Raw genomic sequence first — 22,555 nt, forward strand, 5'->3', positions numbered from 1 at the left:
TAAGTCATGTCCTTCCGCGTGCGTTGAAGAGTCCGCGATTCATGCGGGTCACCAGGGTGCGCGGGACGAAGCCCGCAACCGCGGTGAGCACCTTGTACTGCACGCCGGGCACGCTGATCACCCGGCCGGAGTCCAGATCTTGCAAGCACCCGTCGACGACCTGATCGACGTCGAGCCACAGGCGCTTGGGCAGGGAACTCATCTCGATGCCCGCGCGCTCGTGGAACTCGGTGTGCACGAATCCGGGGCACAGCGCTTGGATGCGAACACCGGTGCCCACCAATCCACCCGCCAAACCCTCCGTGAAGGATACGACGTAGGCCTTGGAGGCCGAGTAGGTCGACCCCCGTCCGGGGATCAACCCGGCCACACTCGCCACATTCACGATCGAACCCGCGCCCGCCGCGACCATCGGCGGCAGGGCCGCCCTGGTGAGTTGCAGGACCGAGGTGACGTTGACGTCGAGCTGGGCTTGCAGCTCAGCGGGCTCGAGCGTCCAGAATTCACCCGAATGCGCGAAACCCGCGTTGTTGACGAGGAATGCGATGCCGCTCGCGGCGCGGGCGGCGACGCGGGCGCGGTCGTCGTCATCGGCCAGGTCGGCGACGAGGACCTCGGACGAGGTGGCGAAACGGCGGGCCAACTCGTCGGCGAGTTCCCGTAGTCGTTCCTCGTTCCTGGCGACGAGAACCAGGTCGTAGCCGAGGGCCGCGAGGCGGTGGGCGAAGCCCTGCCCGATGCCGGACGTCGGTCCGGTGATCATCGCGACGGGGCGGTGTACGCCGGGCAGGCGCAGAGGACTATCGGTCATCGCAGATCGATTCCGGTCGAGGATGCCGCGACGACTACCGCGGCAGGTGGATCACTTCGGTACAGGGCCCTGGTACGGGCGGAAACCTGGGTGGAACGGCCCGCCCGGCTGGCCCGGCTCCGCGTCGTCGAGCGGTGGCTCGGTGCGGGGACGCGGCTCGGGGACCACGGCCAGCGACGGGCGCTTGGGCGGTTCGCCGAGCGGACGGCGTCCGGGTGCGGGCTGGTCTTCGAATTCGGGGTCGTCGAGATCGGGGTCGTAATCGGCGGGCAGCGCGGGGGCACGGCCGCCGATCGGGGCGCGATCGTCGCGAGGTCGGCCGTCGTCCGGGCGTGCGGCAGCGCCGCGCGTGGGGTGGCGCTCGTCGTCGTCCAAGTCGACCGCGGCACCACGACTGTCGTAGGGCTTGTCGGTCTCGGGCAGGCGGGCCGCCGCGCCTCGGGTGACGTAGGGCTCGTCGTCGGCCTCGAGTTCATCGGGGCCGGGGAAGCGGGCGCGGCCACGCTCGTCGGCGTCGGCGAACTCGTCACGACCCGAGGCGAATTCACGCTCGTCGTCGTCTTCGTCGTACTCGGGCCGGAAACCCGGCGCCAGATTCGCACTGGAGCGCGGGCGGTTGAATTCGTTGGGCTCGGCCACCGGCGGCAGCACGTGCAGCAGGCCGGACAGACGAAGCACCACGTCGATCGCGGTCTCCCAGTCCTTGGATCCGCTGCCGACGGGCAGCATGCCGAGAGTCCAGTTGCCCTCACTCCACAGCATCTGCACGGTGTCGGACAGCGACTCGATGAAGCCGACCATCCGCTGATCCACCGCGTGACGCGCGATCTCCGGATCGGTGGCGAACACGACCCGGTCGCCGATGGCGCCGAGCAGTTCCAGATCGTGGTCCTTCGGCGGCGCGGCGGTCTTGAGCCGCATGTCGACGTCGATCTCGGAGCCGATCTGGCGGCGCACGGCCACCAGGGTCGCCGCGTCCTCCAGGTCGAAGAGCACGAACTTCTCGCCCTTGCGAATACCGGAGACCACATCGACCGCCGAGAGGTAGCCGAGCTTGGCCAGCGCGCCACGACGCCACGTCGAGGCGAGGGCGGGCTCCACCGACACGTAGGTGTAGCCCTGGGACTTCGCCCACACCTGTCTCGCGTGTCCGGTGCGCTGCCGCTGGACCCGATCGAAATACAGCAGAACTACCGCACCCACGAGTGCGATCGCTGCTAACCCGAACCACATAGCCGTCATCGTCGCCTAGCCTATCCAGCCGTCGCCGTGATTGCCCGGTAGCACCGGGGATTCGACGCGCGGGTCGCTCATCGGGGGCCGCCCGGCAACGCCGTACTGATGATGATCTTGGCGTGGATCGACCCATCTGGGTTCTTGTCGCCCTGCACCATAACCATGTCGCCGACGGGAAGCTCGCTCGCCTTCGTGCTGGTCAGCGAGATCACCTGGGTGGCATCGTCGATCAGCACCCGAACGTCGGATCCGCCGAGGGTGCTCATGGTGATCTCGGTGCCGGTATTGGCGGTGATGCTGCCCATGGTGGCGCCGAGATCTTCGCCGCCGCCGAGGCCCGGCAAACCGGGCAGACCACTCGCGCTCGGCGGCGCGCCCGGCGTGGTCTGTTTCATCGTCGGCGGGGCGAACGGTTGAGTGGACGTCGGCGCCGAAGCGGTGTTGTCGTCCGAGCCGTTGCCGCTCAGCACGAGCCCGGCCAGCACCCCACCGACCGCGATCAACGCCAGCACGCCCAAGCCGAGGGCGATCCACAAACCGGTGTGGCGTTTGGGCGGTTCTTCCTGGTCACCGTCCTGCGGACGCGGTGGATAACCCGGTGGCGGCCCGGCGGGATAGCCCTGGTCGTACCCGGGCGGCGGCGCCTGGTAGCCCTGGTCGTAGCCGGGCGGCGCCTGCTGCGGCGGGGGTTGACCTGCGGGGTAGCCACTTTCGTAGGGACCCCATTGAGCATCGTGTGGCGGCAACGCCTGCGTCGGGTTCGACGGTTGCCCCCACTCGTCGAACGAGTTGCCTTTGTACGGCGTGGTCGAGTCGGAGCCCGGCGAACCCAGCCGTTCGGTCGGCGAATCCTCCGGGCGTTGCCCCCACGGATCGTTCGGGTTCGTCATGGGCTCCAGGGTAGGACAGCCCGGCGCGTTTGGGAGGTCCCTACGCACCGGGCTGTGGACAAATCACGAGCTGTGCACAACTTCGCGTTCGACGACGAGCTTGTCGGTGGCGTTGTCCACACTCACTTTCACGGTGTCACCGTCGGCGACCGAACCGGAGAGGAGTTCCTTGGCCAGGCTGTCGCCGATGGCCTGTTGGATCAGCCTGCGCAGCGGTCGCGCGCCGTAGGCCGGGTCGTAGCCGCGCACGGCGAGCCACTGCTTGGCCTCCTCGGTGACATCGAGGGTCAACCTGCGCTGCGAGAGCCGCTTCTGCAGCTGACGCAGGTTGATGTCGACGATCGATTCCAGCTGCTTCGCGTCGAGCGCGTGGAACATCACCACATCGTCGAGCCGGTTGATGAACTCCGGCTTGAACGCGCGGCGCACCGCCTCCATCACCTGATCGTGGTCGCCACCGGCGCCGAGATTGGAGGTGAGGATGAGGATCGTGTTGCGGAAGTCGACCGTGCGACCCTGGCTGTCGGTGAGCCTGCCTTCGTCGAGAACTTGCAACAAAATGTCGAAGACGTCCGGGTGCGCCTTCTCGATCTCGTCGAACAGCACCACCGAATACGGCCGCCTACGCACCGCTTCGGTGAGCTGGCCGCCCTGGTCGTAGCCGACATATCCGGGCGGCGCGCCGACGAGGCGGGCCACCGAGTGCTTCTCGCTGTACTCGCTCATGTCGATACGCACCATGGCGCGCTCGTCGGCGAACAGAAAGTCCGCCAGCGATTTCGCCAGCTCGGTCTTGCCGACGCCGGTCGGTCCGACGAACAGGAACGAGCCCGTCGGCCGGTTCGGATCGGCGACACCGGCACGTGCCCTGCGCACCGCGTCGGAGACCGCCTGCACCGCCTCTTCCTGCCCGACGACGCGCCCCGCTACCTCGGATTCCATCCGCAGCAGCTTGGCGGTCTCGCCTTCGAGCATCCGGCCGACTGGCACCCCGGTCCAGGCCGAGACAACATCGGCGATGTCGTCGGGAGTCACTTCCTCGTTGAGCATCACGTCACCGTCGGACGCTGCGGCACTGGCCTTTTCGGCGTCGGCGAGCTCCTTCTCCAGGTCGGGAATGCGCTTGTATCGCAGCTCGGCGACCTTGCCGAGATCACCGTCGCGCTCTGCCCGCTCCGACTCCCCGCGCAGTGCCTCCAGCTGCTCCTTGAGCCCGCGCGCCGAATCGAGGGCGTTCTTCTCGTTCTGCCAGCGGGTGGTGAGCTGGCTGAGCTTCTCGCGGTCGTCGGCCAATTCCTGACGCAGCTTCTCCAGCCGCTGCTCGGACGCGGCGTCGGTCTCCTTCTCGAGCGCCACCTCTTCGATCTCGAGGCGCCGTACCGCCCGCTCGATCTCGTCGATCTCGACGGGACGCGAGTCGAGTTCCATCCGCAGGCGCGACGCCGATTCGTCGATCAGGTCGATCGCCTTGTCTGGCAGGAATCGCGAGGTGATGTAGCGGTCCGACAGCGTCGCGGCCGCCACCAGCGCCGAATCGGTGATGCGCACGCCGTGGTGCACCTCGTAGCGTTCCTTGATGCCGCGCAAGATGCCGATGGTGTCGGCCACCGACGGCTCGCCGACCAGCACCTGCTGGAATCGCCGTTCGAGCGCCGCGTCCTTCTCGATGTACTTGCGGTACTCGTCGAGGGTGGTCGCGCCGACCAGGCGCAGCTCGCCGCGGGCCAGCAGCGGCTTGATCATGTTGCCCGCGTCCATCGCCGAGTCGCCGGTGCCGCCCGCGCCGACGATGGTGTGCAGCTCGTCGATGAAGGTGATGATCTCGCCCGCGCTGTTCTTGATGTCGTCGAGCACGGCCTTGAGCCGCTCCTCGAATTCACCGCGATACTTCGCGCCCGCCACCATCGCACCGAGGTCGAGGGACACAACCTTCTTGTTGCGCAACGACTCCGGCACATCGCCTTCGATGATGCGTCGCGCCAGACCTTCGACGATGGCGGTCTTGCCGACGCCGGGTTCGCCGATGAGCACGGGGTTGTTCTTGGTGCGCCTGCTCAGGACCTGCACCACGCGTCGAATCTCGGTGTCGCGCCCGATCACCGGGTCGAGTTTGCCCGCGCGGGCCAGGTCGGTGAGGTCTGTGGAGTACTTCTCCAGTGCCTGGTAGCTGGCTTCCGGATCGGCGCTGGTGACCCGGCCGCTGCCGCCGCGGACAGCGGTGAACGCGTCGCGCAGGGCCTCCGGGGTGGCGCCGTGCTTCCGCAGCAGCTGAGCGACATCCGAAGCGCCTTCAGCCAACCCGACCAGCAGGTTCTCGGTGGAGACGAACTCGTCGCCGAGCTCGGTGGCGAGCTGCTGGGCGGCGGTCATCGCGGCCAGTACCTCACGGCCCAGCTGCGGTTTGGTGGTGGCGCCGGTGGCACGCGGCAGACGGTCGACGAGGGCGCCCGCCTCACGTTCGACTGTCGCCGGATCGACCCCGATGGCCTTGAGCAACGGTGCGGCGATGCCATCGGTTTGATCCAGCAACGCCACCAGCAAGTGTGCCGGACGGATCTCCGGATTGCCCGCCGCCGCGGCGGCCTGAAGGGCGGCGGTGAATGCCGCCTGCGTCTTGGTGGTGGGATTGAACGAGTCCACGAATCTCCCTTGTGTGTGTTCGGTATCGACTTGTTCAACGCTCACAAAGTTGAGTCTGTTCCGCTCAACTCTAAAAACTTTCAGCGGACTTCGGATCCGCGCTTCACGCTACGCTGCGACACCACCGAAGACGACCAATCACTGCATGTCGGACGGCTATCCACCTAGGATTGCGGTGCCCGGCTCACCCCCGATGCGAGGAGTTCACCCCCATGCGCGCGATCGTGGTTCAGAAGTTCGGCGCCACACCCGAGCTCGCCGATGTACCGGTCCCCGCCGCGGGGCCCGGTGAGGTTCAAGTGGCGCTCGACGCGGCCGGGGTCAACCCGTTCGACCTGAAGATGGCCGACGGCATCCTGGAGGGCAAGATGCCCACCGACTTCCCGATGATCCTCGGCGTCGACGGCGCGGGCACCGTCTCGGCGATCGGCACCGGCGTCACCAAGTTCGAGGTCGGCGACAAAGTGGTCGGCAAATTCCTGACCGCGCCTGCGGGACACGGCAGCTGGGCGCAGTACGCCACAGTCCCCGAAGACGCGACCCTCGTCCCGATCCCCGACGGCGTCACCACGGTGGCCGCGGCGGCACTGCCGGTCGCCGGCGTGACAGCCCAGGATCTGGTCGACGCCGCGCATATCCAACCCGGCCACACGGTGCTGATCGTCGGCGCGACGGGCGGAGTGGGGTCGTTCCTCGTTCAGCTGGCCAATATCGCGGGCGCCCATGTCATCGCGACCGCCCGAGGCGATGCCGCCGACCAGGTCGCACGCCTCGGCGCCGCCGAAACCGTCGACTACACCCAGGCCCGCCCCGCCGACCCGAATTTCGTCGACCCGGACCCGGCCACCCGCCAGGACTCGAACGTCACCGGCGCCGTCCGCTTCACACACCCCGACGGGATCGACGTACTGTTCGACTTGATCAGCGCAGCAGGCGATTTCGCCTCCCACGCCACCCTCGTCCGCCGAGGCGGACACGCCTACTCGACGACCTGGGCGGCCGACGAAGGCACGCTCCGCGAACGCGACATCACCGGCGGCAACTTCGAATCCAAAGGCCGCTCACCAGAATTGAGCCGCCTGCTGTCCCGCGTCGCCGCTGGCGATGTGGTTGTTCCGGTGCAGATTACGGTGCCACTAGAAGCTGCTCCCGCCGTGCTCGGCCAGGGCAGCGCACGCGGAAAGACCGTCCTCGCCATCTGATTCACTGCACATTGCCCGCTTGGGGCTACACCGCCGCGACGCCGGACGAGCGCTCACCGTCAGCGGGGGAGGTAGGTGCCGGTGCGGGCCTTGGTGGCTGTGGTGGTGAGGATGGTGGCGAGGGTGGTTTTGATTCGGGTGGGGGTGGTGGGTTTGGCTATGAAGGTGGTTTCGCCGTAGAAGACGTAGCGGCCGTCGCCGGGGATGTCGTGGAGTTGGAAGTCGTCTCGGCCTTCGGTGTGGCGGTTGTCGACGCTGGCGTTGGCGTAGACGCCGATGTGGGTGAGGGTGGTGGTGGGTTTCGCCAGGAAGGATTCGAGTTGTTCTCGGGGGGTGGGGTTCCAGCGGTCGCGGACGTCGGGGCGGGGGGCGGCGAGTTCTGCTGCGGTGACGCGGATTTCGCGGCCTTTGCCGGGGGCGACTTTGGGGAGGGTGGAGAGGACGGCGGCGGCCAAGGCCTCGGGGTCGAACAGGTGGAGGGTGATGTCGCCGGGGTTGGTGTCGTCGCCGGGGGCCTGGACGGCGAGGGAGGCGTAGGTGTCGCGGGCGCCGCCGTGGGCTCGGATCGTTTTGACGCCCTTGGACGCGCCCGCGACTTCGACGCGGGCGTGCGGGGCGAGCAGGGCGGCCATGGCGCGGTCGAGATCGCTGTCGAACTCGGCCATCAGGTTCTCGGCGGCCTTGCTGCGCAGGCGCAGGACCTCGGCGTGGGTTTCGACGTCGGTGTGGCGGTGATGCAGGGGGTACGGGAGGACATCGCGGCCCGCGGCTTCCCACAGGGTGCGGAAATCTAACGCGGTGAAATGCCAGGTACGCACGGGAGATCTACTCTGTTCCATCAGGATTGGCGACTAGTCTGCGCCGATGACGGGCGGGACCATCTTGGGCAGGGTGTCCAGACCGGTGAGTTCGTCACCGTGTTCCTGAGTGATGAGGTAGTCGGGGATGCCCTTGGTCGATTCGTCGTCCTTGCCGCCGCCCTTGCCGGCGCCGGGGCTCATCATGCCGGGCGTGCCGGAGCGGCCGACTGTGCCGGAACCCGTGCCGGTGCCGCGGCCCGCGGTGGTGCCGGCAGCCGTCGGACTTCCTGGTACCGCTCCACCGGGAGAGCCCGCGCCCGGTGTGCCCGAGCCAGGGGACCCGCCGCCGGGAGAGCCTGCGCCACTAGGTGATCCGGAAGGCGAGCCCGAGCCGGGGATGGTCGAGCTCGGGGTGGTCGAGGCGGGGGTAGTCGAACCCGGCTCCGTCGACTGAGGAGTGGTCGATTCGGGGGTGGTCGAGTCGTCTGTCGAGTCGTCGGTGTCGTCGGTGACGTCCGGGTCAGTGGTGGGAGTGGTCGACGCCGGTGTGGTGGTCGGAGTCGTCGTGGGCTGAGTGGTGGGCTGGGTTGTCGAGCCCTGGGTAGTGGATTGTGTTGTGCTGCCGGTTATTCCAGGTTCGCCGCCGCCATTTTCGATGGTCTTCGGGATAGGGATCACCGGGACCTTGGTGTCGGACTCGTACACCACTGGGGCGTAAACGGTTTGGAGAATACGAACGGCTTCGATGCGCGCGTTCTCTTGCGCGACATCGTCATCGCGCCACCCCCGGCCGGTGAGCAGGGCGCCGACATTGTCGAGGCCGCTGCGGTGTTCGGGCTCGTGTGGGACGAGACGTTTCGTAGGCTCGAGGCCGGTGCGGAGTTCGTCCAGTTTTGTGGCGGTGAGCGCGGCCGCAGTGGTGACCTTCTTGCCCGTGGTGTCATAGGCCGCGACGGTTTGCGCGGCGGCGTTCGCCGCGGAACCTGTCCAGACGTCCGGGGCCATGCCGCGAGCTATCTGCTTGCGGAACTCGTCGAGGGAAGTGCTGTTGCGAGTGGAGATTTCGTTCCACGCGCCGATCAGACTGTTGACGGCGTCGAGGTCGATCTTGTCGACCTTGGCACGCAGTTCCGCGACAGTTCCCGGGAAACCATCGTTCCTCGCCACGGTGGCGGGACGGTAATCACCGTCGAAGCCGAGGTCGCCCGCCTTCTTTCGGTTGCTATCTCGCTGAGTGTTGTACTTGTTCTGGATATCCGCGATTTCGGAGCTGTCGAGGTCGCCGTCGTCGCCGGAGAACGGGGACATGACGAAGTCGCGGAGGTTGCCGAATAGGTCGATGCCGCTGATGCTCTGCATACCGGTCATGTCAGCTCACCTGCTCGGTGATGTAGTCGAGGGCGTTGGCGTTCTCGATGTCCTTGCCTGCGATTCGTTTGAAGGAGATCGCGAAGACTTCGCGGAGCTCTTTCACGGCTTCGATGTCTTTCAGGATGACGTTATCGATCGAGTTCTCGTCGCCGGTCGCCTGCAAAAGGAATTTCTTCTCGAGGTCCTTGCCGATCTGGAAATCACCGAATCCGCTGACCGCCTGCGCTCGGCGGGTGGCGCCGCGGAGCGAATCGAGGTCGGCGATCCGCTTATCGCAGGCTTTGTACATGTGGTAGGCCGCATCCTCGCTGTTCAGATAGACCTCACCCGAGCGGACCTGCCCCAGCAGTTGCGTATACGGCGACGTTCCAGTCATTTGTGCCTCCCCGGTCACTTCGGAAATGTCGGCGCGAGCGTCTCCCCAACCCGCGCCAGAGATACGCAAGGGTCAGTCAACCCGTCGAGGCTCGCGCGGTTCAGAACCTGTAGTTGGACCACACCCTGACCCGCAGGGAACACCACGTCGCAATCGAGCTGCTTCGATGCGCCCTCAACTCGGAACTCCCGTCCGGGCCGCCCCGCGATCGTGACGTCGCGAAAGTCGACGTTGCCCGGCTTCGTTTCGAACTCATCTGCGGTCTTAGCGGTCGAATAGACGGTGATGGCGAAGCTGCGCCCTTCCCATCCACAGATCTCCCACCCCGACTGCGGAACCCCCGCGACGCCCTTCTCCTCCGTCGCCGGATCCACCCCCGCCTCCGTCAACGCAGCATCGGAAATCTCCGTGCACGGATTCCACAACACCGGCTTGGCCGTGGTGGTCGCCCCCTTCGACGTCGACTCCCCCGAGTCACACCCCGCCAACCCGACAACCGCCAAACCGGCAACCACCAACGCCGTACCTGCGCGTTTCATCCCCACCCCTTCCGCCCGAGCACTGCCTTGACCAGGCACATTAGCACGGTCAACCGACCAGAGCCGGGGCCGCGTAGGTTGTCTGAGCATGAGCGAACTTCGACTTTCGGCGCCCTTCGACGGGCGTGATCCCGAGGGCAAACCGGTGGTGAACCGGTCGGCGGTGGACTCCGATATCCAGGATCGGGTGCTGTCCTACCTCGAGCACGCGCCGGTGATTCTGAGCGCCCGCAGCCACGACGCCGACGAGTTCGACCCCGCCCAGCGCGACGTGCCGTTGAACTTCCACACCGACGGCGCGTTCGTCTGGCCCGGCGCTGTCCCCTACTACCTCCGCAAGTACGGGCTGCCGCCGGAGGCCGCGTTGGTCCAGCACATCGTGGGCAAGGGGTTCGAGATCGGGGAGGTCGACGAGGGTGCGCGGCAGGCGGCAGTGCAGAAGGTCACCGGCTGACCCGGTCTCGATGCGGGGGCTGCACGTCAGCGTCACGCCCACATTCGATGTCGCCCGGGCCGGGCTACCAGCTTCGGTGCACGGTTGCCTTGGGGCCGGTCACCAGGCTGTTCGCCGGAACGTCGTCGGCGACGACAGCACCCGCCGCGATCACCGAGTCACGGCCGATGCTGACGCCGGGCAGGATCATCGCGCCCGCGCCGATCCACACGTTCTCCGCGACGTCGATCGGCGCACCGGTGAGAAACTTCCGGCGTTCCTCCGGGTCGACGGGGTGGCCCATCGTGATGAAGGTGGCTTTCGGGCCGACCATCACTCCCCGGCCCAACCGGATCCCGGCGTAGTCGAGGAAGGTGCAGCCCTGGTTGATGAACACGCGCTCGGCCAGGTCCAGGTTCAGGCCGTGATCGGTGTAAAAGGGCGGGTAGATCGTGAGCCCTGTCGGCAGCGCACGGCCGAGGATCTCTTCGAGCAGCGCCGCCTTCCCCGACTCGTTTTCGAAGGGCAGCGAGTTCAGCCGGGACGTCAACGCGCTGACCTTCAGCACCCGCTCGTGCATCGCCTTGAACTCGGCTCCGAGCACCCGTTCACCCTGGGCCAAGAGTTCGGGATCGTGAATCAACATGAGATTGTCGCTCGCCATCGGTCGATTCTCACGCACCCCGTTCCGATAAGGAAAGCTACGGTATGCGCGCTCGAATCTGCCGACGGAAGCTAGTGGTGCGCAAGGCATCTCGATCGGGTAGCGTCGCGCACAGTGGGAGTTCGGACAGCTATGACGGGGGAACCCATGGTTGACATTCTGCAGGTGGACGCGGACGCGCTGCGGGAGCTGGGCAAGACATTGACGGGGCAGGCCGATCTCCTCACCGGCATCACCTTGGATGTCACCGTCACCATGCCGGGCTCGCCCGTCCACAGCGTCACCACAGCGATCGATGAGAACGCGGAGGCCGCGTTCCACGCGATGGGCGACCGCATCGGGCAGATGGCCCGCGTAGCCGGTTCCGGCGCGAAGACATACGAAGAAGTCGACCAGGCCTTCGGAGAACAATCCCGAAAGCTGGCGTGAGTCGACCGTGGCGACAATCAGTCATGTGCGAGGCTGCCAGCCCTCGACCATGGTGACCTTCAGCACGGCCCTCACGACGGGCACCGGCGAATTCACCAAACAGGTCGGCAATATGGCCTCCGCCGTCGATAAGACCGTGACCGGATGGAAGGGCGTCGCGAGCGCGGCGGCGTCGGCCGGTTCGGTCTCGCAGAAATTGATCGGCACCCGAATCGACGAAGTGGTCACCTCCGTCGCGGAGTACTACAAGACCTTCGGAACCCGGCTGGACGGGACGCGCACGTCGGTACTCGACATCGTCGACAATGCCGCGCCCGCGGCAGGCATGAAGGTCGCCGACGACGGCACCGTCACGCCGCCGAAGTATCCGGCGACCGAAGGCACGATGATGACCTTCATCATGCAGGCCAAGCTCAATAGTCAGGCGTCCTTTTTCCAGTCCCAGCTGACGGGATTGCTCAAAGACTTCAGCGACGCCGAGCAGCATGCCGCCACCGCGATCAAACTCGGCGTCGACGCGCTGCAGAAGCTCAAAGACAAACCCACCGTGTCGATACCGGATCTACCCTCGTTGACCACCACCCCGGACGGCCGATACCGGATCGGCGACCCGAAGGCGCCGAAACTCAAGCATGACGACACCTTCATCTACAACTCGAAGGACTCCAACTTCGGGGACTGGCTCGACAAGCAGAAGTGGCAGGCCAAGCTGCTCGGCGGCGAGTACGTCAAGTCCGAATTGGACGATGCCACCGCGTTGTACCGGCACTACTGGGACAACAACGGCGAGAAGATCGCCTTCGACTACGACGAGGCCTACAAGGAAGATCCCACGGTTCGTGGCTCCGTCGATACCGAGGTCGCCAACATGGCCGCCGCCGCGGACTATTTCGCGAGGACGGGCAACAAGAACTTCAAAATCACCGGTGATCCGACAACCGGCAGTACGAGTACCGAGAATTGGCAGAAGACGATCGGCGATTACCAGCAATGGAGCCACGCCAATGCCCGCGTCGAAGGTAACCGGGTGGTCATGGATGTCACCGTGGAAGCGGCGGACTACTACAATTTCGACAAGGACAAGAGCGATATCGCCACCGGCGCACCGGATTCGGACAACGGTCGCTTCGCCGAGATAGGCTGGGCCAAACCGTTCGAATCGCACGGCAGCGTCACTCGGACGGTGTCCTGGGAACTCGGGCAGCCACCGTCGAGCGGCGTCGTGGCTGACACGTCGAGCCCCGACCGCAACCCGGGTCGCGAGGACCGCTCCGACGGCCGCAACGACGGCGACAGCGGCCGCATGCCCGACAACGATCGCAGCACCGGAGAGGGTCGCCCGAAGTGAGAACACCGCAGCGCGTCGCCGCGATACTGGCGATTTCGCTCGCCACGCTGGCCGTGTTCGGCTGTTCCACCGCACCTTCCGACTCGAATTCGCAGGAAAGGACCAGCAGCGTGTCCAACGAACTGCGCCGCGACCCGGAGCCGATGCAGAAGTACTTCCCGCTCATCGGCAAGCCGGTCGAGGTGTTCTGGCTTGGCCGCAACAACGCGGGTGGCGCGCCCGGCCTGACCACCTACTGGGTCGAGGCGGTCGTCGAACTCGAACCCGACACCGCCGCCGCCCTGCGCACCGGCCTCGTCGCGCAGGCACAGCCACCGGCCCTGCCGGACGTGTTGCGCACCGAGGTGCCCGCGGGCTCGTACGTCACCAGTCCCGAATTCGATACCGCGCTCGGCGGCTCCGCCGAATGGAACGGCACCGCGACCGGATACCTGCACACCGAGAAACCGATCCTGGTATTCACCGCGACCTCCGGCGGCTGAGATGGCGAGTCGACACGACGAGCTCGGCCTCAAAGTCCAGCGGGCCCAGCATGCGCTGGAGAAGATCCGTGGCATCGGCACGGTCGACGGGGTGACCGTCGAGGTCGATGCCGACAGCCAGGTGGTCGCGGTGAGCGGCCCGCACGGCGAGAAGATCCTCGCAGCGTATCGGCTCGCAGTACTGGAGATGCAACCCCGAGTCACCGCCGCGATGCGCGAACTCGCGGCCGATCCCCGGGTGGAATCGACAATGGCGTTCATCGCCGACGATGCCGTCGCGATCGAGCTTCCGCGGCCCGAACCCCTCGACGAGGAAGACGAAGCCAGCATCTTCGAACGCGGCTGGTAGCCCCCACCCAAGATCACCGACGCGTATCGATGACGGGGAGATCGCGCTGATCGGGAGTGCGGGGTTTACGATCCGTGCTGCTGGGAACGGGCGTGATGAGCATCCCCGCACCGAGATGATGGTTTCGGGCCATACTGGTAACAGCCGCGTCGCAGACGGGGCCACTTTGCAGCAACTGTAGAGAAACGGAGCTTGACGACGTGGATGCGCGTTCGCTTGCGCTGGTCCGCGCCGATTTCCGCGGGGTGGCCGAGTCACCCGGTGGTTCCGAGCGGCTGATCAGTGCTTTTTATGGTCACCTGTTCGCGCAGGACCCGAGGTTGCGTGAGCTGTTTCCGCCTGCCATGGACATGCAGGCCAAGCGGATCACGACGGCGGTGCAGTTCGTCCTCGACCATCTCGAGGACTTCGAACGCGCCCAACGCTTCCTCGAGCAACTTGCCCGCGACCATCGCAAGTACGGGGTCGAGGCCGACCACTACGACCTGGCCGGACGCGCGCTGCTCGCGGCGCTGCGCACCTTCCACGGCAACCGCTGGACCAGAGAGCTCGACGAAGGCTGGCGTGACATCACGCTGTTGATCTCGGCGTCGATGGCGATCGGCGCCAACGAGGACACGTCGCAGCCGTACTGGGACGCGACCGTGGTGGGGCATCGGCGGGTGCTCGACGACCTGGCGATCGTGCGGTTACAGGCCGACGGGCCCATTCCGTTCAAGGCCGGACAGTTCGTGCCGGTCGCGGTGCCGCAGCGGCCGAATATGTGGCGATACTTCTCCCCCGCCATCCCCGCGAACCCGTATGGCGAGATCGAATTCCATGTGCGGCGGATCAGTGGTGGCTGGGTGAGTCCGGCGATCGTCAACGACACCAAGGTCGGGGACCGGTGGAAGATCGCCGGGCCGCTCGGCGGGTTGCACGTGGACCGGGAGTCGGGGCGCGATGTGCTGATGATCGGCTCCGGCACGGGGATCGCGCCGTTGCGAGCGCAGCTGATCGAGATGAGTCAGCGGGGGATCAATCCGCGCGTGCACTTCTTCATCGGCGGGCGCTATCCCGGCGACCTCTACGACGTGGACAACATGTGGCAGCTCTCGCAGTCCAATCCGTGGTTGACCGTGGTGCCGGTATGCGAGGAACGCACCAATCCCTGGTGGTATCCCCAGGATTCGGGCGAGACGCCGATGGGCATGCCTCGTCGGCTGGTCGGTAATCTGGGGGCGGTGGTGACCAGCTTCGGCGCGTGGTCGGACCGTCAGATCCAGATCGCGGGATCGTCGGCGATGATCGCCAACACTCGTTACGCGCTCCAGCGGGCCGGTACACCGAGTGAGATCATCGCAGCCGATCCTGTCTGAACCCGCCCGCGACATCGCGAAAGAGGCTGATGAGCAACGCTTTTCCTGACCCCGCATGGACGGCTACCGTCGTCGGCCACCACCGCCTGCGCCACGATCTCGCCGTGATCCGGCTGATCGGTGATTTCGTACCGTTCGAGCCGGGCGGTTCGGTAGAGGTCGAGGTGCCGCAGCATCCCGGGGTGCGACGGCGGTTCTCCCCCGCGCTGCCGCCCTCGCTGGACGGCAAGCTCGAGTTCCATGTGCGGACGGTGCCCGGTGGGTGGTGTTCGAGTTCTATCGTCGCCGACACCAAACCCGGTGATCAGTGGCGAATCAATGCTCCCCATGGGGTTTTCGCGGTTGATCCCGATGCTGTCGAGGTGGTGATGATCGCCGGCGGTACCGGGCTGGCGCCGATGCGCGCCCAGATCCTGGACCTGGCTCGCCGTGACACTCCGCCGCGCACCTACCTGTTCTTCGGTGGCCGCTCGCCTCGCGACCTCTATGCCAATGACATGCTGTTCCTGCTGGCGGGCGAATTGCCTTGGCTTTCGGTCATTCCGGTTGTCGAAACCCCGGATGATCCCGCGGTGCGCGATGAATGGCACGAGCAGACCCGCTCCGACGTGGGCTTCGGGCCACAAGAAATGCTCCACGGCACCCTCGCCGACGTCGCCGCCGCCCACGGCCCCTTCACCAAGAACCAAGTCCTGGTCTGCGGCTCACCCGCGATGGTGCGCACCACCGTCGACCGCCTGATCGAAACAGGCACTCCCCCGGCGAACATCATCTCCGAAGGCGCCTGACATCGCGGGGGCCGGTTTCGCGACCGGCCCGCGGGAATGACAGGTCAGAACAAGGGGTCGTGGCGGATTGATTGAGCTTGGGTTCCTGCGGGAATGACAAGTCAGAACAAGGGGTCGTGGCGGATTGATTGGGCTTGCGTGCCTGCGGCCATGAGGCGGAACTTGGTGGTTTGGACCATCGAGGGGGAGCCGACGATCTGGACGTCGCGGTCCGCCCACGGGCCGTAGCTGGCCACCACCTTGCCGATTTGGCCGGTCATGCGGGGCTCGAGGCCGGGGAACTCGGGGTGGGGTTCGCCGGAATCGAAGTACCACCAGGGGTTTTCGTCACTTTCGGTGACGGGGGTGACGGTGAGCCACTTGTTGGCGATGGCGAGTTGGCTCAGGACCTGGAGGTCGTAGAGGTCGCAGGGGTGGTGGCCGCCGACGAACAGGTGGACCTTCGGGTTCACCCGGCGCTGAGCCATCGCCATGATCTGCGCGCGCAGGGGGGCGATGCCGGTGCCGCAGCCGACCATCAGCATCTTGCGTTTGGTGTTACGCGGCACGCCGAGGCCGCCGAGGGGGGAGCCGAGCGCCCACTGATCGCCGACGGCGGTGTGCGCGACCATGGCGGGGCTGACCCAGCCGCCGAGCACCCCGCGAATGTGGAACTCGATCTCGCCGTTGGGATTGGCCGGGTTCGCGGGCGAGAGATAGCGCCACATCCGCGGCCGCGAGGGGATCTGCACGCTGAGATACTGACCGGCGGCGTACTGCATCGGCATGTCGAGCTGGACCCGAACGATCGAGAGGTTGCGCAGCACCTCGCGATGTTCGACGACGGTGCCCGTCCAGGTAGCCGGTGTGGTCTCCTTGTCGGCCGCGCTGATCATGGCGCCGCTGATGGTGGCAAGGCCCTCGTCCCACGCGGTGGCGACCTCATCGGTCCACATCTCCGCGCCGGCGAACAACCGCATGGCCGACTTCAACGAGTTGGCCACGGCCACATAGTGAGCCGGTTGCACGCCGTACTTACGATGGTCGCGCCCGAGCTGGGCCAGGAACGGCAGCAGCTTGTCGGGCTCCTCTAGGCGGTCGAGGGCGAAGGAGATCGCCGTGACCAGTCGGTCGCGCTGGGAATCCATGGCAGCCGGGAAGTAGTCTCGGACACCGGGGTAGTCCGTGAAGAGGATCGAGTAGAACGACCTCGACAGCTTCTCTGGTCCACCTTCTTCCGCAGCAACCGCCTTGAACGTAGTACGGATCAAAGCGACAGTCCGCGAATCCATATGTGTCACAACCTCGTTTCGCCATCGAACGCTAGCCGCGCCGGCGAGTGACGGGCTGGGAGGACACTCGTCAGCAGCCGATGCGAGAAGTCTAGGCGAGGTTTGCCAGCTTAGGAATCGTACTCTTAAACATCACGCATGTAATTCCTGAAATACCAGGCGGTTCCCAGCAGTTTCTCATGGAAACATACCTTGGGTCCGTAAATTGAGGGTGAACACTTGCTCACGATTTCTCAAAGTACCCGGCATTCCATGCAATTGGAGACCAACGCGCCTGGTAGAGCGACCTTTCCGCTACAACGGCGGGATGTCGTAACCCGACGCGCCGAGCCATGACACGCAGGGTAGGCACACCGGAGCGGCTGGTCGGGGACGGCGAATTGCCTTCCGATTGAGCCGAATTCAGCATCCCGCCAGCAAACTTTTGGACGTTCGTAGTGACAAATCCCCACCTCAGCGCGCCGCAACGCTACTTCCGATCAGCAGGATCATGAATAAGTGAGTTGCTGGAGAGTCACCAGCCGGTCGCCGGGGGTTGACCGGAGACCGACGAGCCCCCAGCTCGCATCCACCACAGCGGATGGGCGAACCGGAGGCTCGTCGAATCGAAGACGGCTCAGCGACGATGCCGTGGCTGCCACACCACGAGCGCGGTGCTGCGCGCCGGCGGCGACAGATCGGGCCGGTAGCCCGCCCGCAACCGCTCCATCTCCGCGCTCATCTCCTCGACGCGCTGCTGCAACGCCTCCACCTGATTGGTGAGCTCGATGATGCGCTTGATGCCGGCGAGGTTGACGCCCTCGTCCTGCGACAGGCGCTGCACTTCGCGCAGCACCTCGACATCGCGGGCCGAATAACGGCGTCCGCCACCCGATGTCCGTTGCGGGGTGACCAGACCCAGCCGGTCGTAGGTACGCAACGTCTGCGCGTGCATCCCCGCCAGTTGAGCCGCCACCGAGATCATGAAGAACTCGGCACGCGAGGTGGCGCCCGAAACAGACTTCGGATCCGGGCTATCCGCGCCTCTCCCTACACCCTCCGTGGTCACGCTGCGCTACCTCCTCCGGGCGCTGAGCTCGATGCGCGGGGACATCAAGCACCCGCCCATCCTGCACGCGGTTCGAAGCCACTGGCCTTCTCCGCCTCCTGATACCGCTTGAGCGCATCGGTGGCGTCGGAGTCGAGCGATTGCGGTACCGCGACCTTCACCGTGACCAGCAGGTCACCGGCACCGCCCGCCGCACCGCGCTTGGGCACACCACGACCACGAACTCGCAGGATACGCCCGTCGGCGGTGCCCGGGGGCACCTTCACGCCGACCCGGCCGTCGAGCGTCGGTACGGAAACTGTTGTCCCCAGTACCAATTCGCTGTAGCTCACCGGGAGCACCAGGGTGAGGTCGTCGCCCTGACGGCCGAAGACCTTGTCCTGGCTGACGTGCACGGTGACATACAGATCGCCCGAAGGCGCACCGCGCAGACCCGCCTCGCCCTGACCGGCCAGCCGGATCTTCTGACCGTCGCTGACACCCGGAGGGATCCGGACGGTGATGGTGCGGGTGCGGTTCTGGATACCGGTGCCGGAGCAGTCGGTGCACGGGTCGTCGATGATCGACCCGGTGCCGCGGCAGTCGTCGCAGGGCTCGCTGAAACCGAACGCGCCCTGATTACGGCTGACCACGCCTGCGCCGTTGCAGTGCGGACACACGCGCGGGCTGGTGCCCGGCTTGGCGCCGCTGCCGTGACAGGTGGTGCACGGCGAGGGACTTGTCATCCGCAGCGGAACGGTGACGCCCTGGGCTGCCTCGCGGAAACCCAGGGTCGTCTCGGTCTCCACGTCGGAGCCGCGACGCGGACGAGCCGCCGCCCGGCCGCCGGCGCCACCCCGGTTGAACAACCCGCCCAGCAGATCGCCGAGCCCGCCGTCGCCCGCGGCGGCGGTGCCACCGGCCTGACCGAAGATGTCGCCGATGTTGAAGTCCTGCGAGAAGCCGCCGCCCGCACCGGGGTTGAACCCGCCGCCGCCGTAGGCCCGTCCGCCGCCGCCACCGCCCGCGAACATGCGGCGCGTGTCGTCGTACTCCTTGCGCTTGGCCGGATCCGACAGCACCGCGTTGGCTTCGCTGACGGTCTTGAACCGCTCCTCGGCCTTGGTGTCACCAGGGTTGGAATCCGGGTGCAGGTCGCGGGCGAGCTTGCGGTAGGCCTTCTTGATCTCGTCCTGCGAGGCGCCGGAGGAGACACCCAGCTCCTTGTAGAAGTCCTTTTCGATCCACTCCCGTTGGCTCACCGGGCATCTCCTCCTTTCGCGTTCTTATTGACTGTCGCCGGCATCCGGATCCGATGCCCCCGCGGCCTCGGCATCGGTTACCCCGACCAGCGCGTGCCGAAGCACCCGGTCGCCGAACCGATAGCCCTTGCGCATAACGATGCCGATCACCGGGTCGGCGCCCGAACCCTCGTGCTGCACTGCCTCGTGCAGCGTGGGGTCGAACGGGTCACCGGTGGAACCGAATTCGACGAGACCCTGCTTGGTGAGCGCGGTCTCTAGCTTGTCGGCGACGGACTTCAGCGGGCCGGTGTCGAGGTCGCCGTGCGCCCTCGCCCGATCCAGATCGTCCAGCACCGCGAGCAATTCGGTGACCACCGAGGCCTTGGCGGCATCGATGTTGGCCTGACGGTCGCGCTCGACACGGCGGCGGTAGTTCGCGTATTCCGCGGTCAACCGCTGCAGGTCGGCGGTGCGCTCGGCCAGCTCGTCGTTCTCCGGCTCGACAACGTCGGCGTCGAGGGCGGAGTCCGCCGTGGCGGCCTCCGCGTTCTCGTCGGCGGTGTCTTCCAGAATGTCGTCGACCAACTCCTGCTCCGAGGAGTTCGCCTCGGTCACTTCTTGTCCGTGTCGACCGGCTCGTCCACGACCTCCGCGTCGACGACCTGATCGTCATCGGCCTGGCTGGGGCCGGTGCCGTTGCCGGACTGCGCGTCGGCGGCGGCGGAGGCCTCGTAGATCGCCTGGCCGAGGGCCTGCGACTCGGTGGCCAGCTTCTCCACGGCCGACTTCACCGCGGAGATATCGGTGCCCTCGAGTGCCTGCTTGGCCTCGGCGACCGCGGTCTCCACCTTCGCCAGCTGATCGGCGGAGACCTGTGCGCCACCCTCGCTCAGCTTCTGCTCGTTGATGAACTTCTCGGTCTGGTGCACCAGCGACTCGGCCTGGTTGCGGGTCTCGGCCTCTTCACGGCGCGCCTTGTCGTCGGCGGCGTGCGCCTCGGCGTCGGCGACCATGCGGTCGATCTCTTCCTTGGACAGACCGGAGCCGTCCTGGATCTTGATCTTGTTTTCCTTGCCGGTGCCCTTGTCCTTCGCGGTGACGTGCACGATGCCGTTGGCGTCGATGTCGAAGGTGACCTCGATCTGCGGCACGCCGCGCGGGGCCGGGGGCAGGCCGGTGAGCTCGAAGGAGCCGAGCAGCTTGTTGTGCGAGGCGATCTCGCGCTCACCCTGGAACACCTGGATCTGCACCGAGGGCTGGTTGTCGTCAGCGGTGGTGAAGGTTTCCGAGCGCTTGGTGGGGATGGTGGTGTTGCGCTCGATGAGCTTGGTCATCACGCCACCCTTGGTCTCGATGCCCAGCGACAGCGGGGTGACATCGAGCAGCAGGACGTCCTTGACCTCGCCCTTGAGCACGCCGGCCTGCAGGGCGGCGCCGACGGCGACGACCTCGTCCGGGTTCACGCCCTTGTTGGGCTCACGGCCGCCGGTCAGTTCCTTGACCAGGTCGGACACGGCGGGCATACGGGTGGAACCACCGACGAGCACGACGTGGTCGATATCGGCCACGTTCAGGCCCGAGTCCTTGATCACGGACTGGAACGGCGCGCGGGTGCGATCCAGCAGATCAGAGGTGATCTTCTGGAACTCCGAGCGGGTGAGCTGCTCGTCGAGGAACAGCGGGTTCTTGTCCGCGTCGACGGTGATGTAGGGCAGGTTGATCGAGGTGCTCTGGCCCGAGGACAGTTCGATCTTGGCCTTCTCGGCAGCCTCACGCAGACGCTGCATGGCCATCTTGTCCTTGGTCAGGTCGATGCCCGAGGACGCCTTGAACTTGTCGACCAGCCAGGAAACGACGCGCTCGTCCCAGTCGTCGCCACCGAGGTGGTTGTCACCGGAGGTCGCGCGGACCTCGACGACGCCCTCGCCGATTTCCAGCAGCGAGACGTCGAAGGTGCCGCCGCCGAGGTCGAAGACCAGGATGGTCTGCTCTTTGTCGCCCTTGTCCAGGCCGTACGCGAGCGCGGCCGCGGTGGGCTCGTTGACGATGCGCAGCACGTTGAGACCGGCGATCTGGCCGGCTTCCTTGGTGGCCTGACGCTGGGCGTCTTCGAAGTAGGCCGGGACGGTGATCACGGCGTCGGTGATCTCCTCGCCCAGGTAGGCCTCGGCATCGCGCTTCAGCTTCATCAGCGTGCGCGCGGAGATCTCCTGCGGCGTGTACTTCTTGTCGTCGATCTCGACGTTCCAGTCGGTGCCGATGTGGCGCTTGACCGAGCGGATGGTGCGGTCGACGTTGGTGACCGCCTGGTTCTTCGCGGGCTGACCGACGAGAACCTCGCCGTTCTTCGCGAAGGCGACGATCGAGGGGGTGGTGCGCGAGCCTTCCGAGTTCGCGACGACGACCGGCTCGCCGCCTTCGAGCACGGCGACGACGGAGTTCGTGGTCCCGAGGTCGATTCCGACCGCACGAGCCATAGTGGTTTCCTCCTGTTTGACGTTCGGTTATTGCAACGCTGAGCGTAGTGGGCTCAATCCTGCCTTCGAGATCCACCGTGAGTCAACCCGAAGTTGAGTCAGGTTCGCTCAGGTTGTTGATCGGCACAACCAGTAGCTGCGGCGATTCATTCCCGCCACCCGAAAAAAACTTCCCGACCCCGAGCCATTCTTGCCAGGAGTGCGCTCAACTGCAGCCGCTGATGCTGGATCGTGACGGGCCGGACGGAGTTATCGGGTGAGGCCGGGGTGGATGCCGGGACGAAGGCCGTTGCCTTGCGCGGTTCGGCGCAGGAGATCGAGGAAGACGGCACGTTCCTCGGGAGCCAGCGGGGACAGGAGTTCGGCGTCGAGCTCGGCGACCCGCTGCTCGGCTTCGATCAGGAGGGCATGGGCGGCGGGCAGGAGATGGAGGGCGTGGGCACGGCGGTCGTTCGGGTGGCGACGACGCTCCACGAGGTTGCGTTTCTCCAGGTCGTCCACCAGGCCGACCATCACATTGCGGTGGATCTCCAGCGCCTCGCCGAGCTCCTGCTGAGTGCGGCCGTCGTGGGCGCTCAGCAGTTTCAGCATGCCGAAGTGGCGCGGCTTGATGCCGAGCGGCGCCAGCAGATCACTGAAGCGACAAGCGGAATGGAAGCCCAGTTGGCCGAGGAGGAATCCGGCATGGGTCGACAGCTGCGTCGGGTCGGTCACACCCCTACGATACGCCGATTAACGCACCATTCATGATTGCCCTATTGATTGATAATCACTTGAGGTGCATAGTTTGAGAGGTCTCCACTCCCTACTCGAAGAGAGA

Annotated in this window: 23 protein-coding genes; 8 read left to right on the forward strand and 15 right to left on the reverse strand. The window is 66.2% G+C overall.

Annotated features, from left to right (window positions below):
* Window positions 1-4 precede the first annotated feature (4 nt).
* The 4 genes from IBJ82_RS18515 to clpB form a co-directional block, all read right to left on the reverse strand.
* On the reverse strand, window positions 5-811 hold the full coding sequence (locus IBJ82_RS18515; protein ID WP_194827075.1) for an SDR family oxidoreductase: 807 nt from the start codon (window positions 809-811) through the stop codon (window positions 5-7).
* A 51-nt stretch (window positions 812-862) separates the two neighbouring features.
* Window positions 863-2,014 carry a hypothetical protein gene (locus tag IBJ82_RS18520; protein ID WP_370585358.1) on the reverse strand — a complete coding sequence of 384 codons (1,152 nt, stop codon included), beginning with the start codon at window positions 2,012-2,014 and terminating at the stop codon, window positions 863-865.
* Window positions 2,015-2,121: 107 nt separating this feature from the next.
* Window positions 2,122-2,937: a DUF5666 domain-containing protein gene (locus IBJ82_RS18525; RefSeq protein WP_194827076.1), complete on the reverse strand. Its 816-nt coding sequence runs from the start codon at window positions 2,935-2,937 to the stop codon at window positions 2,122-2,124.
* 63 nt (window positions 2,938-3,000) lie between these two features.
* On the reverse strand, window positions 3,001-5,577 hold the full coding sequence (gene clpB / locus IBJ82_RS18530) for an ATP-dependent chaperone ClpB (protein ID WP_194827077.1): 2,577 nt from the start codon (window positions 5,575-5,577) through the stop codon (window positions 3,001-3,003).
* A 212-nt stretch (window positions 5,578-5,789) separates the two neighbouring features.
* Between clpB and IBJ82_RS18535 the strand changes: the two genes are divergently transcribed.
* Window positions 5,790-6,779, forward strand: a complete 990-nt coding sequence (locus tag IBJ82_RS18535) for an NADP-dependent oxidoreductase (protein ID WP_194827078.1) — start codon at window positions 5,790-5,792, stop codon at window positions 6,777-6,779.
* Window positions 6,780-6,838: 59 nt separating this feature from the next.
* On the opposite strand, the gene IBJ82_RS18540 is transcribed toward IBJ82_RS18535, so the two are convergent.
* From IBJ82_RS18540 to IBJ82_RS18555, 4 genes are read right to left on the reverse strand one after another with little or no spacing between them, the layout of a single operon-like run.
* Window positions 6,839-7,597, reverse strand: coding sequence for an ESX secretion-associated protein EspG (locus IBJ82_RS18540; RefSeq protein WP_194827079.1), 759 nt, complete (start codon window positions 7,595-7,597; stop codon window positions 6,839-6,841).
* Between the two features lie 33 nt (window positions 7,598-7,630).
* The gene (locus IBJ82_RS18545) at window positions 7,631-8,947 is read right to left on the reverse strand and encodes a hypothetical protein (RefSeq protein WP_194827080.1); all 1,317 of its coding nucleotides are present in this window, start codon (window positions 8,945-8,947) and stop codon (window positions 7,631-7,633) included.
* Window position 8,948: 1 nt separating this feature from the next.
* Window positions 8,949-9,344, reverse strand: coding sequence for a hypothetical protein (locus tag IBJ82_RS18550; protein ID WP_194827081.1), 396 nt, complete (start codon window positions 9,342-9,344; stop codon window positions 8,949-8,951).
* The gene (locus tag IBJ82_RS18555) at window positions 9,341-9,865 is read right to left on the reverse strand and encodes a DUF3558 domain-containing protein (RefSeq protein ID WP_194827082.1); all 525 of its coding nucleotides are present in this window, start codon (window positions 9,863-9,865) and stop codon (window positions 9,341-9,343) included. Before IBJ82_RS18555 ends, IBJ82_RS18550 begins: the two co-directional genes overlap by 4 nt.
* 88 nt (window positions 9,866-9,953) lie before the next feature.
* On the opposite strand from IBJ82_RS18555, the gene IBJ82_RS18560 reads away from it, so the two are divergent.
* Entirely contained in the window at window positions 9,954-10,319 is a 366-nt protein-coding gene (locus IBJ82_RS18560; RefSeq protein ID WP_194827083.1) for a hypothetical protein, read from the forward strand.
* A 64-nt stretch (window positions 10,320-10,383) separates the two neighbouring features.
* On the opposite strand, the gene IBJ82_RS18565 is transcribed toward IBJ82_RS18560, so the two are convergent.
* A complete protein-coding gene (locus IBJ82_RS18565; protein WP_194827084.1) occupies window positions 10,384-10,962 on the reverse strand; it encodes a sugar O-acetyltransferase in 579 nt (192 codons plus the stop codon).
* Between the two features lie 147 nt (window positions 10,963-11,109).
* On the opposite strand from IBJ82_RS18565, the gene IBJ82_RS18570 reads away from it, so the two are divergent.
* From IBJ82_RS18570 to IBJ82_RS18595, 6 genes are all read left to right on the forward strand, one after another.
* Complete coding sequence (locus IBJ82_RS18570; protein ID WP_194827085.1) at window positions 11,110-11,391, forward strand: hypothetical protein; 282 nt, start codon at window positions 11,110-11,112, stop codon at window positions 11,389-11,391.
* 25 nt (window positions 11,392-11,416) lie between these two features.
* On the forward strand, window positions 11,417-12,739 hold the full coding sequence (locus IBJ82_RS18575) for a hypothetical protein (protein ID WP_194827086.1): 1,323 nt from the start codon (window positions 11,417-11,419) through the stop codon (window positions 12,737-12,739).
* Window positions 12,736-13,221 carry a hypothetical protein gene (locus IBJ82_RS18580; RefSeq protein ID WP_194827087.1) on the forward strand — a complete coding sequence of 162 codons (486 nt, stop codon included), beginning with the start codon at window positions 12,736-12,738 and terminating at the stop codon, window positions 13,219-13,221. The genes IBJ82_RS18575 and IBJ82_RS18580 overlap by 4 nt, the downstream gene beginning before the upstream one ends.
* Window position 13,222: 1 nt before the next feature.
* The gene (locus IBJ82_RS18585; protein WP_194827088.1) at window positions 13,223-13,570 is read left to right on the forward strand and encodes a hypothetical protein; all 348 of its coding nucleotides are present in this window, start codon (window positions 13,223-13,225) and stop codon (window positions 13,568-13,570) included.
* Window positions 13,571-13,770: 200 nt separating this feature from the next.
* Complete coding sequence (locus IBJ82_RS18590) at window positions 13,771-14,928, forward strand: FAD-binding oxidoreductase (RefSeq protein WP_194827089.1); 1,158 nt, start codon at window positions 13,771-13,773, stop codon at window positions 14,926-14,928.
* Window positions 14,929-14,957: 29 nt separating this feature from the next.
* Complete coding sequence (locus IBJ82_RS18595; protein ID WP_194827090.1) at window positions 14,958-15,716, forward strand: FAD-binding oxidoreductase; 759 nt, start codon at window positions 14,958-14,960, stop codon at window positions 15,714-15,716.
* 101 nt (window positions 15,717-15,817) lie between these two features.
* On the opposite strand, the gene IBJ82_RS18600 is transcribed toward IBJ82_RS18595, so the two are convergent.
* The 6 genes from IBJ82_RS18600 to IBJ82_RS18625 all read right to left on the reverse strand — a co-directional run bounded on the left by IBJ82_RS18600 (window position 15,818) and on the right by IBJ82_RS18625 (window position 22,449).
* Window positions 15,818-16,987 carry an FAD-binding oxidoreductase gene (locus IBJ82_RS18600; protein ID WP_194827091.1) on the reverse strand — a complete coding sequence of 390 codons (1,170 nt, stop codon included), beginning with the start codon at window positions 16,985-16,987 and terminating at the stop codon, window positions 15,818-15,820.
* Window positions 16,988-17,603: 616 nt separating this feature from the next.
* Window positions 17,604-17,951 (reverse strand): heat shock protein transcriptional repressor HspR, encoded by a 348-nt coding sequence (locus IBJ82_RS18605; RefSeq protein WP_062991685.1) that lies wholly within the window; start codon window positions 17,949-17,951, stop codon window positions 17,604-17,606.
* 128 nt (window positions 17,952-18,079) lie between these two features.
* Window positions 18,080-19,276 carry a molecular chaperone DnaJ gene (gene dnaJ / locus IBJ82_RS18610; protein ID WP_194827092.1) on the reverse strand — a complete coding sequence of 399 codons (1,197 nt, stop codon included), beginning with the start codon at window positions 19,274-19,276 and terminating at the stop codon, window positions 18,080-18,082.
* 24 nt (window positions 19,277-19,300) lie between these two features.
* Window positions 19,301-19,828: a nucleotide exchange factor GrpE gene (grpE, locus tag IBJ82_RS18615; RefSeq protein WP_255532996.1), complete on the reverse strand. Its 528-nt coding sequence runs from the start codon at window positions 19,826-19,828 to the stop codon at window positions 19,301-19,303.
* A gap of 41 nt (window positions 19,829-19,869) precedes the next feature.
* Window positions 19,870-21,735, reverse strand: coding sequence for a molecular chaperone DnaK (gene dnaK, locus IBJ82_RS18620; protein ID WP_194827094.1), 1,866 nt, complete (start codon window positions 21,733-21,735; stop codon window positions 19,870-19,872).
* A 249-nt stretch (window positions 21,736-21,984) separates the two neighbouring features.
* Window positions 21,985-22,449 (reverse strand): MarR family transcriptional regulator, encoded by a 465-nt coding sequence (locus tag IBJ82_RS18625; protein ID WP_194827095.1) that lies wholly within the window; start codon window positions 22,447-22,449, stop codon window positions 21,985-21,987.
* Between the last annotated feature and the right edge of the window lie 106 nt (window positions 22,450-22,555).

The sequence above is a fragment of the Nocardia sp. XZ_19_231 genome (assembly GCF_015355705.1).
Classification (GTDB): domain Bacteria; phylum Actinomycetota; class Actinomycetes; order Mycobacteriales; family Mycobacteriaceae; genus Nocardia; species Nocardia salmonicida.

Coding starts and splice junctions, on each gene's coding strand:
- dnaK (WP_194827094.1), bottom strand. CDS start 21,735: ATGGCTCGTGCGGTCGGAATCGACCTCGGGACCACGAACTCCGTCGTC.
- IBJ82_RS18525 (WP_194827076.1), bottom strand. CDS start 2,937: ATGACGAACCCGAACGATCCGTGGGGGCAACGCCCGGAGGATTCGCCG.
- IBJ82_RS18605 (WP_062991685.1), bottom strand. CDS start 17,951: ATGATCTCGGTGGCGGCTCAACTGGCGGGGATGCACGCGCAGACGTTG.
- IBJ82_RS18565 (WP_194827084.1), bottom strand. CDS start 10,962: ATGGCGAGCGACAATCTCATGTTGATTCACGATCCCGAACTCTTGGCC.
- IBJ82_RS18570 (WP_194827085.1), top strand. CDS start 11,110: ATGGTTGACATTCTGCAGGTGGACGCGGACGCGCTGCGGGAGCTGGGC.
- IBJ82_RS18560 (WP_194827083.1), top strand. CDS start 9,954: ATGAGCGAACTTCGACTTTCGGCGCCCTTCGACGGGCGTGATCCCGAG.
- IBJ82_RS18535 (WP_194827078.1), top strand. CDS start 5,790: ATGCGCGCGATCGTGGTTCAGAAGTTCGGCGCCACACCCGAGCTCGCC.
- IBJ82_RS18555 (WP_194827082.1), bottom strand. CDS start 9,865: ATGAAACGCGCAGGTACGGCGTTGGTGGTTGCCGGTTTGGCGGTTGTC.
- IBJ82_RS18545 (WP_194827080.1), bottom strand. CDS start 8,947: ATGACCGGTATGCAGAGCATCAGCGGCATCGACCTATTCGGCAACCTC.
- IBJ82_RS18595 (WP_194827090.1), top strand. CDS start 14,958: ATGAGCAACGCTTTTCCTGACCCCGCATGGACGGCTACCGTCGTCGGC.
- IBJ82_RS18600 (WP_194827091.1), bottom strand. CDS start 16,987: ATGGATTCGCGGACTGTCGCTTTGATCCGTACTACGTTCAAGGCGGTT.
- IBJ82_RS18515 (WP_194827075.1), bottom strand. CDS start 811: ATGACCGATAGTCCTCTGCGCCTGCCCGGCGTACACCGCCCCGTCGCG.
- IBJ82_RS18585 (WP_194827088.1), top strand. CDS start 13,223: ATGGCGAGTCGACACGACGAGCTCGGCCTCAAAGTCCAGCGGGCCCAG.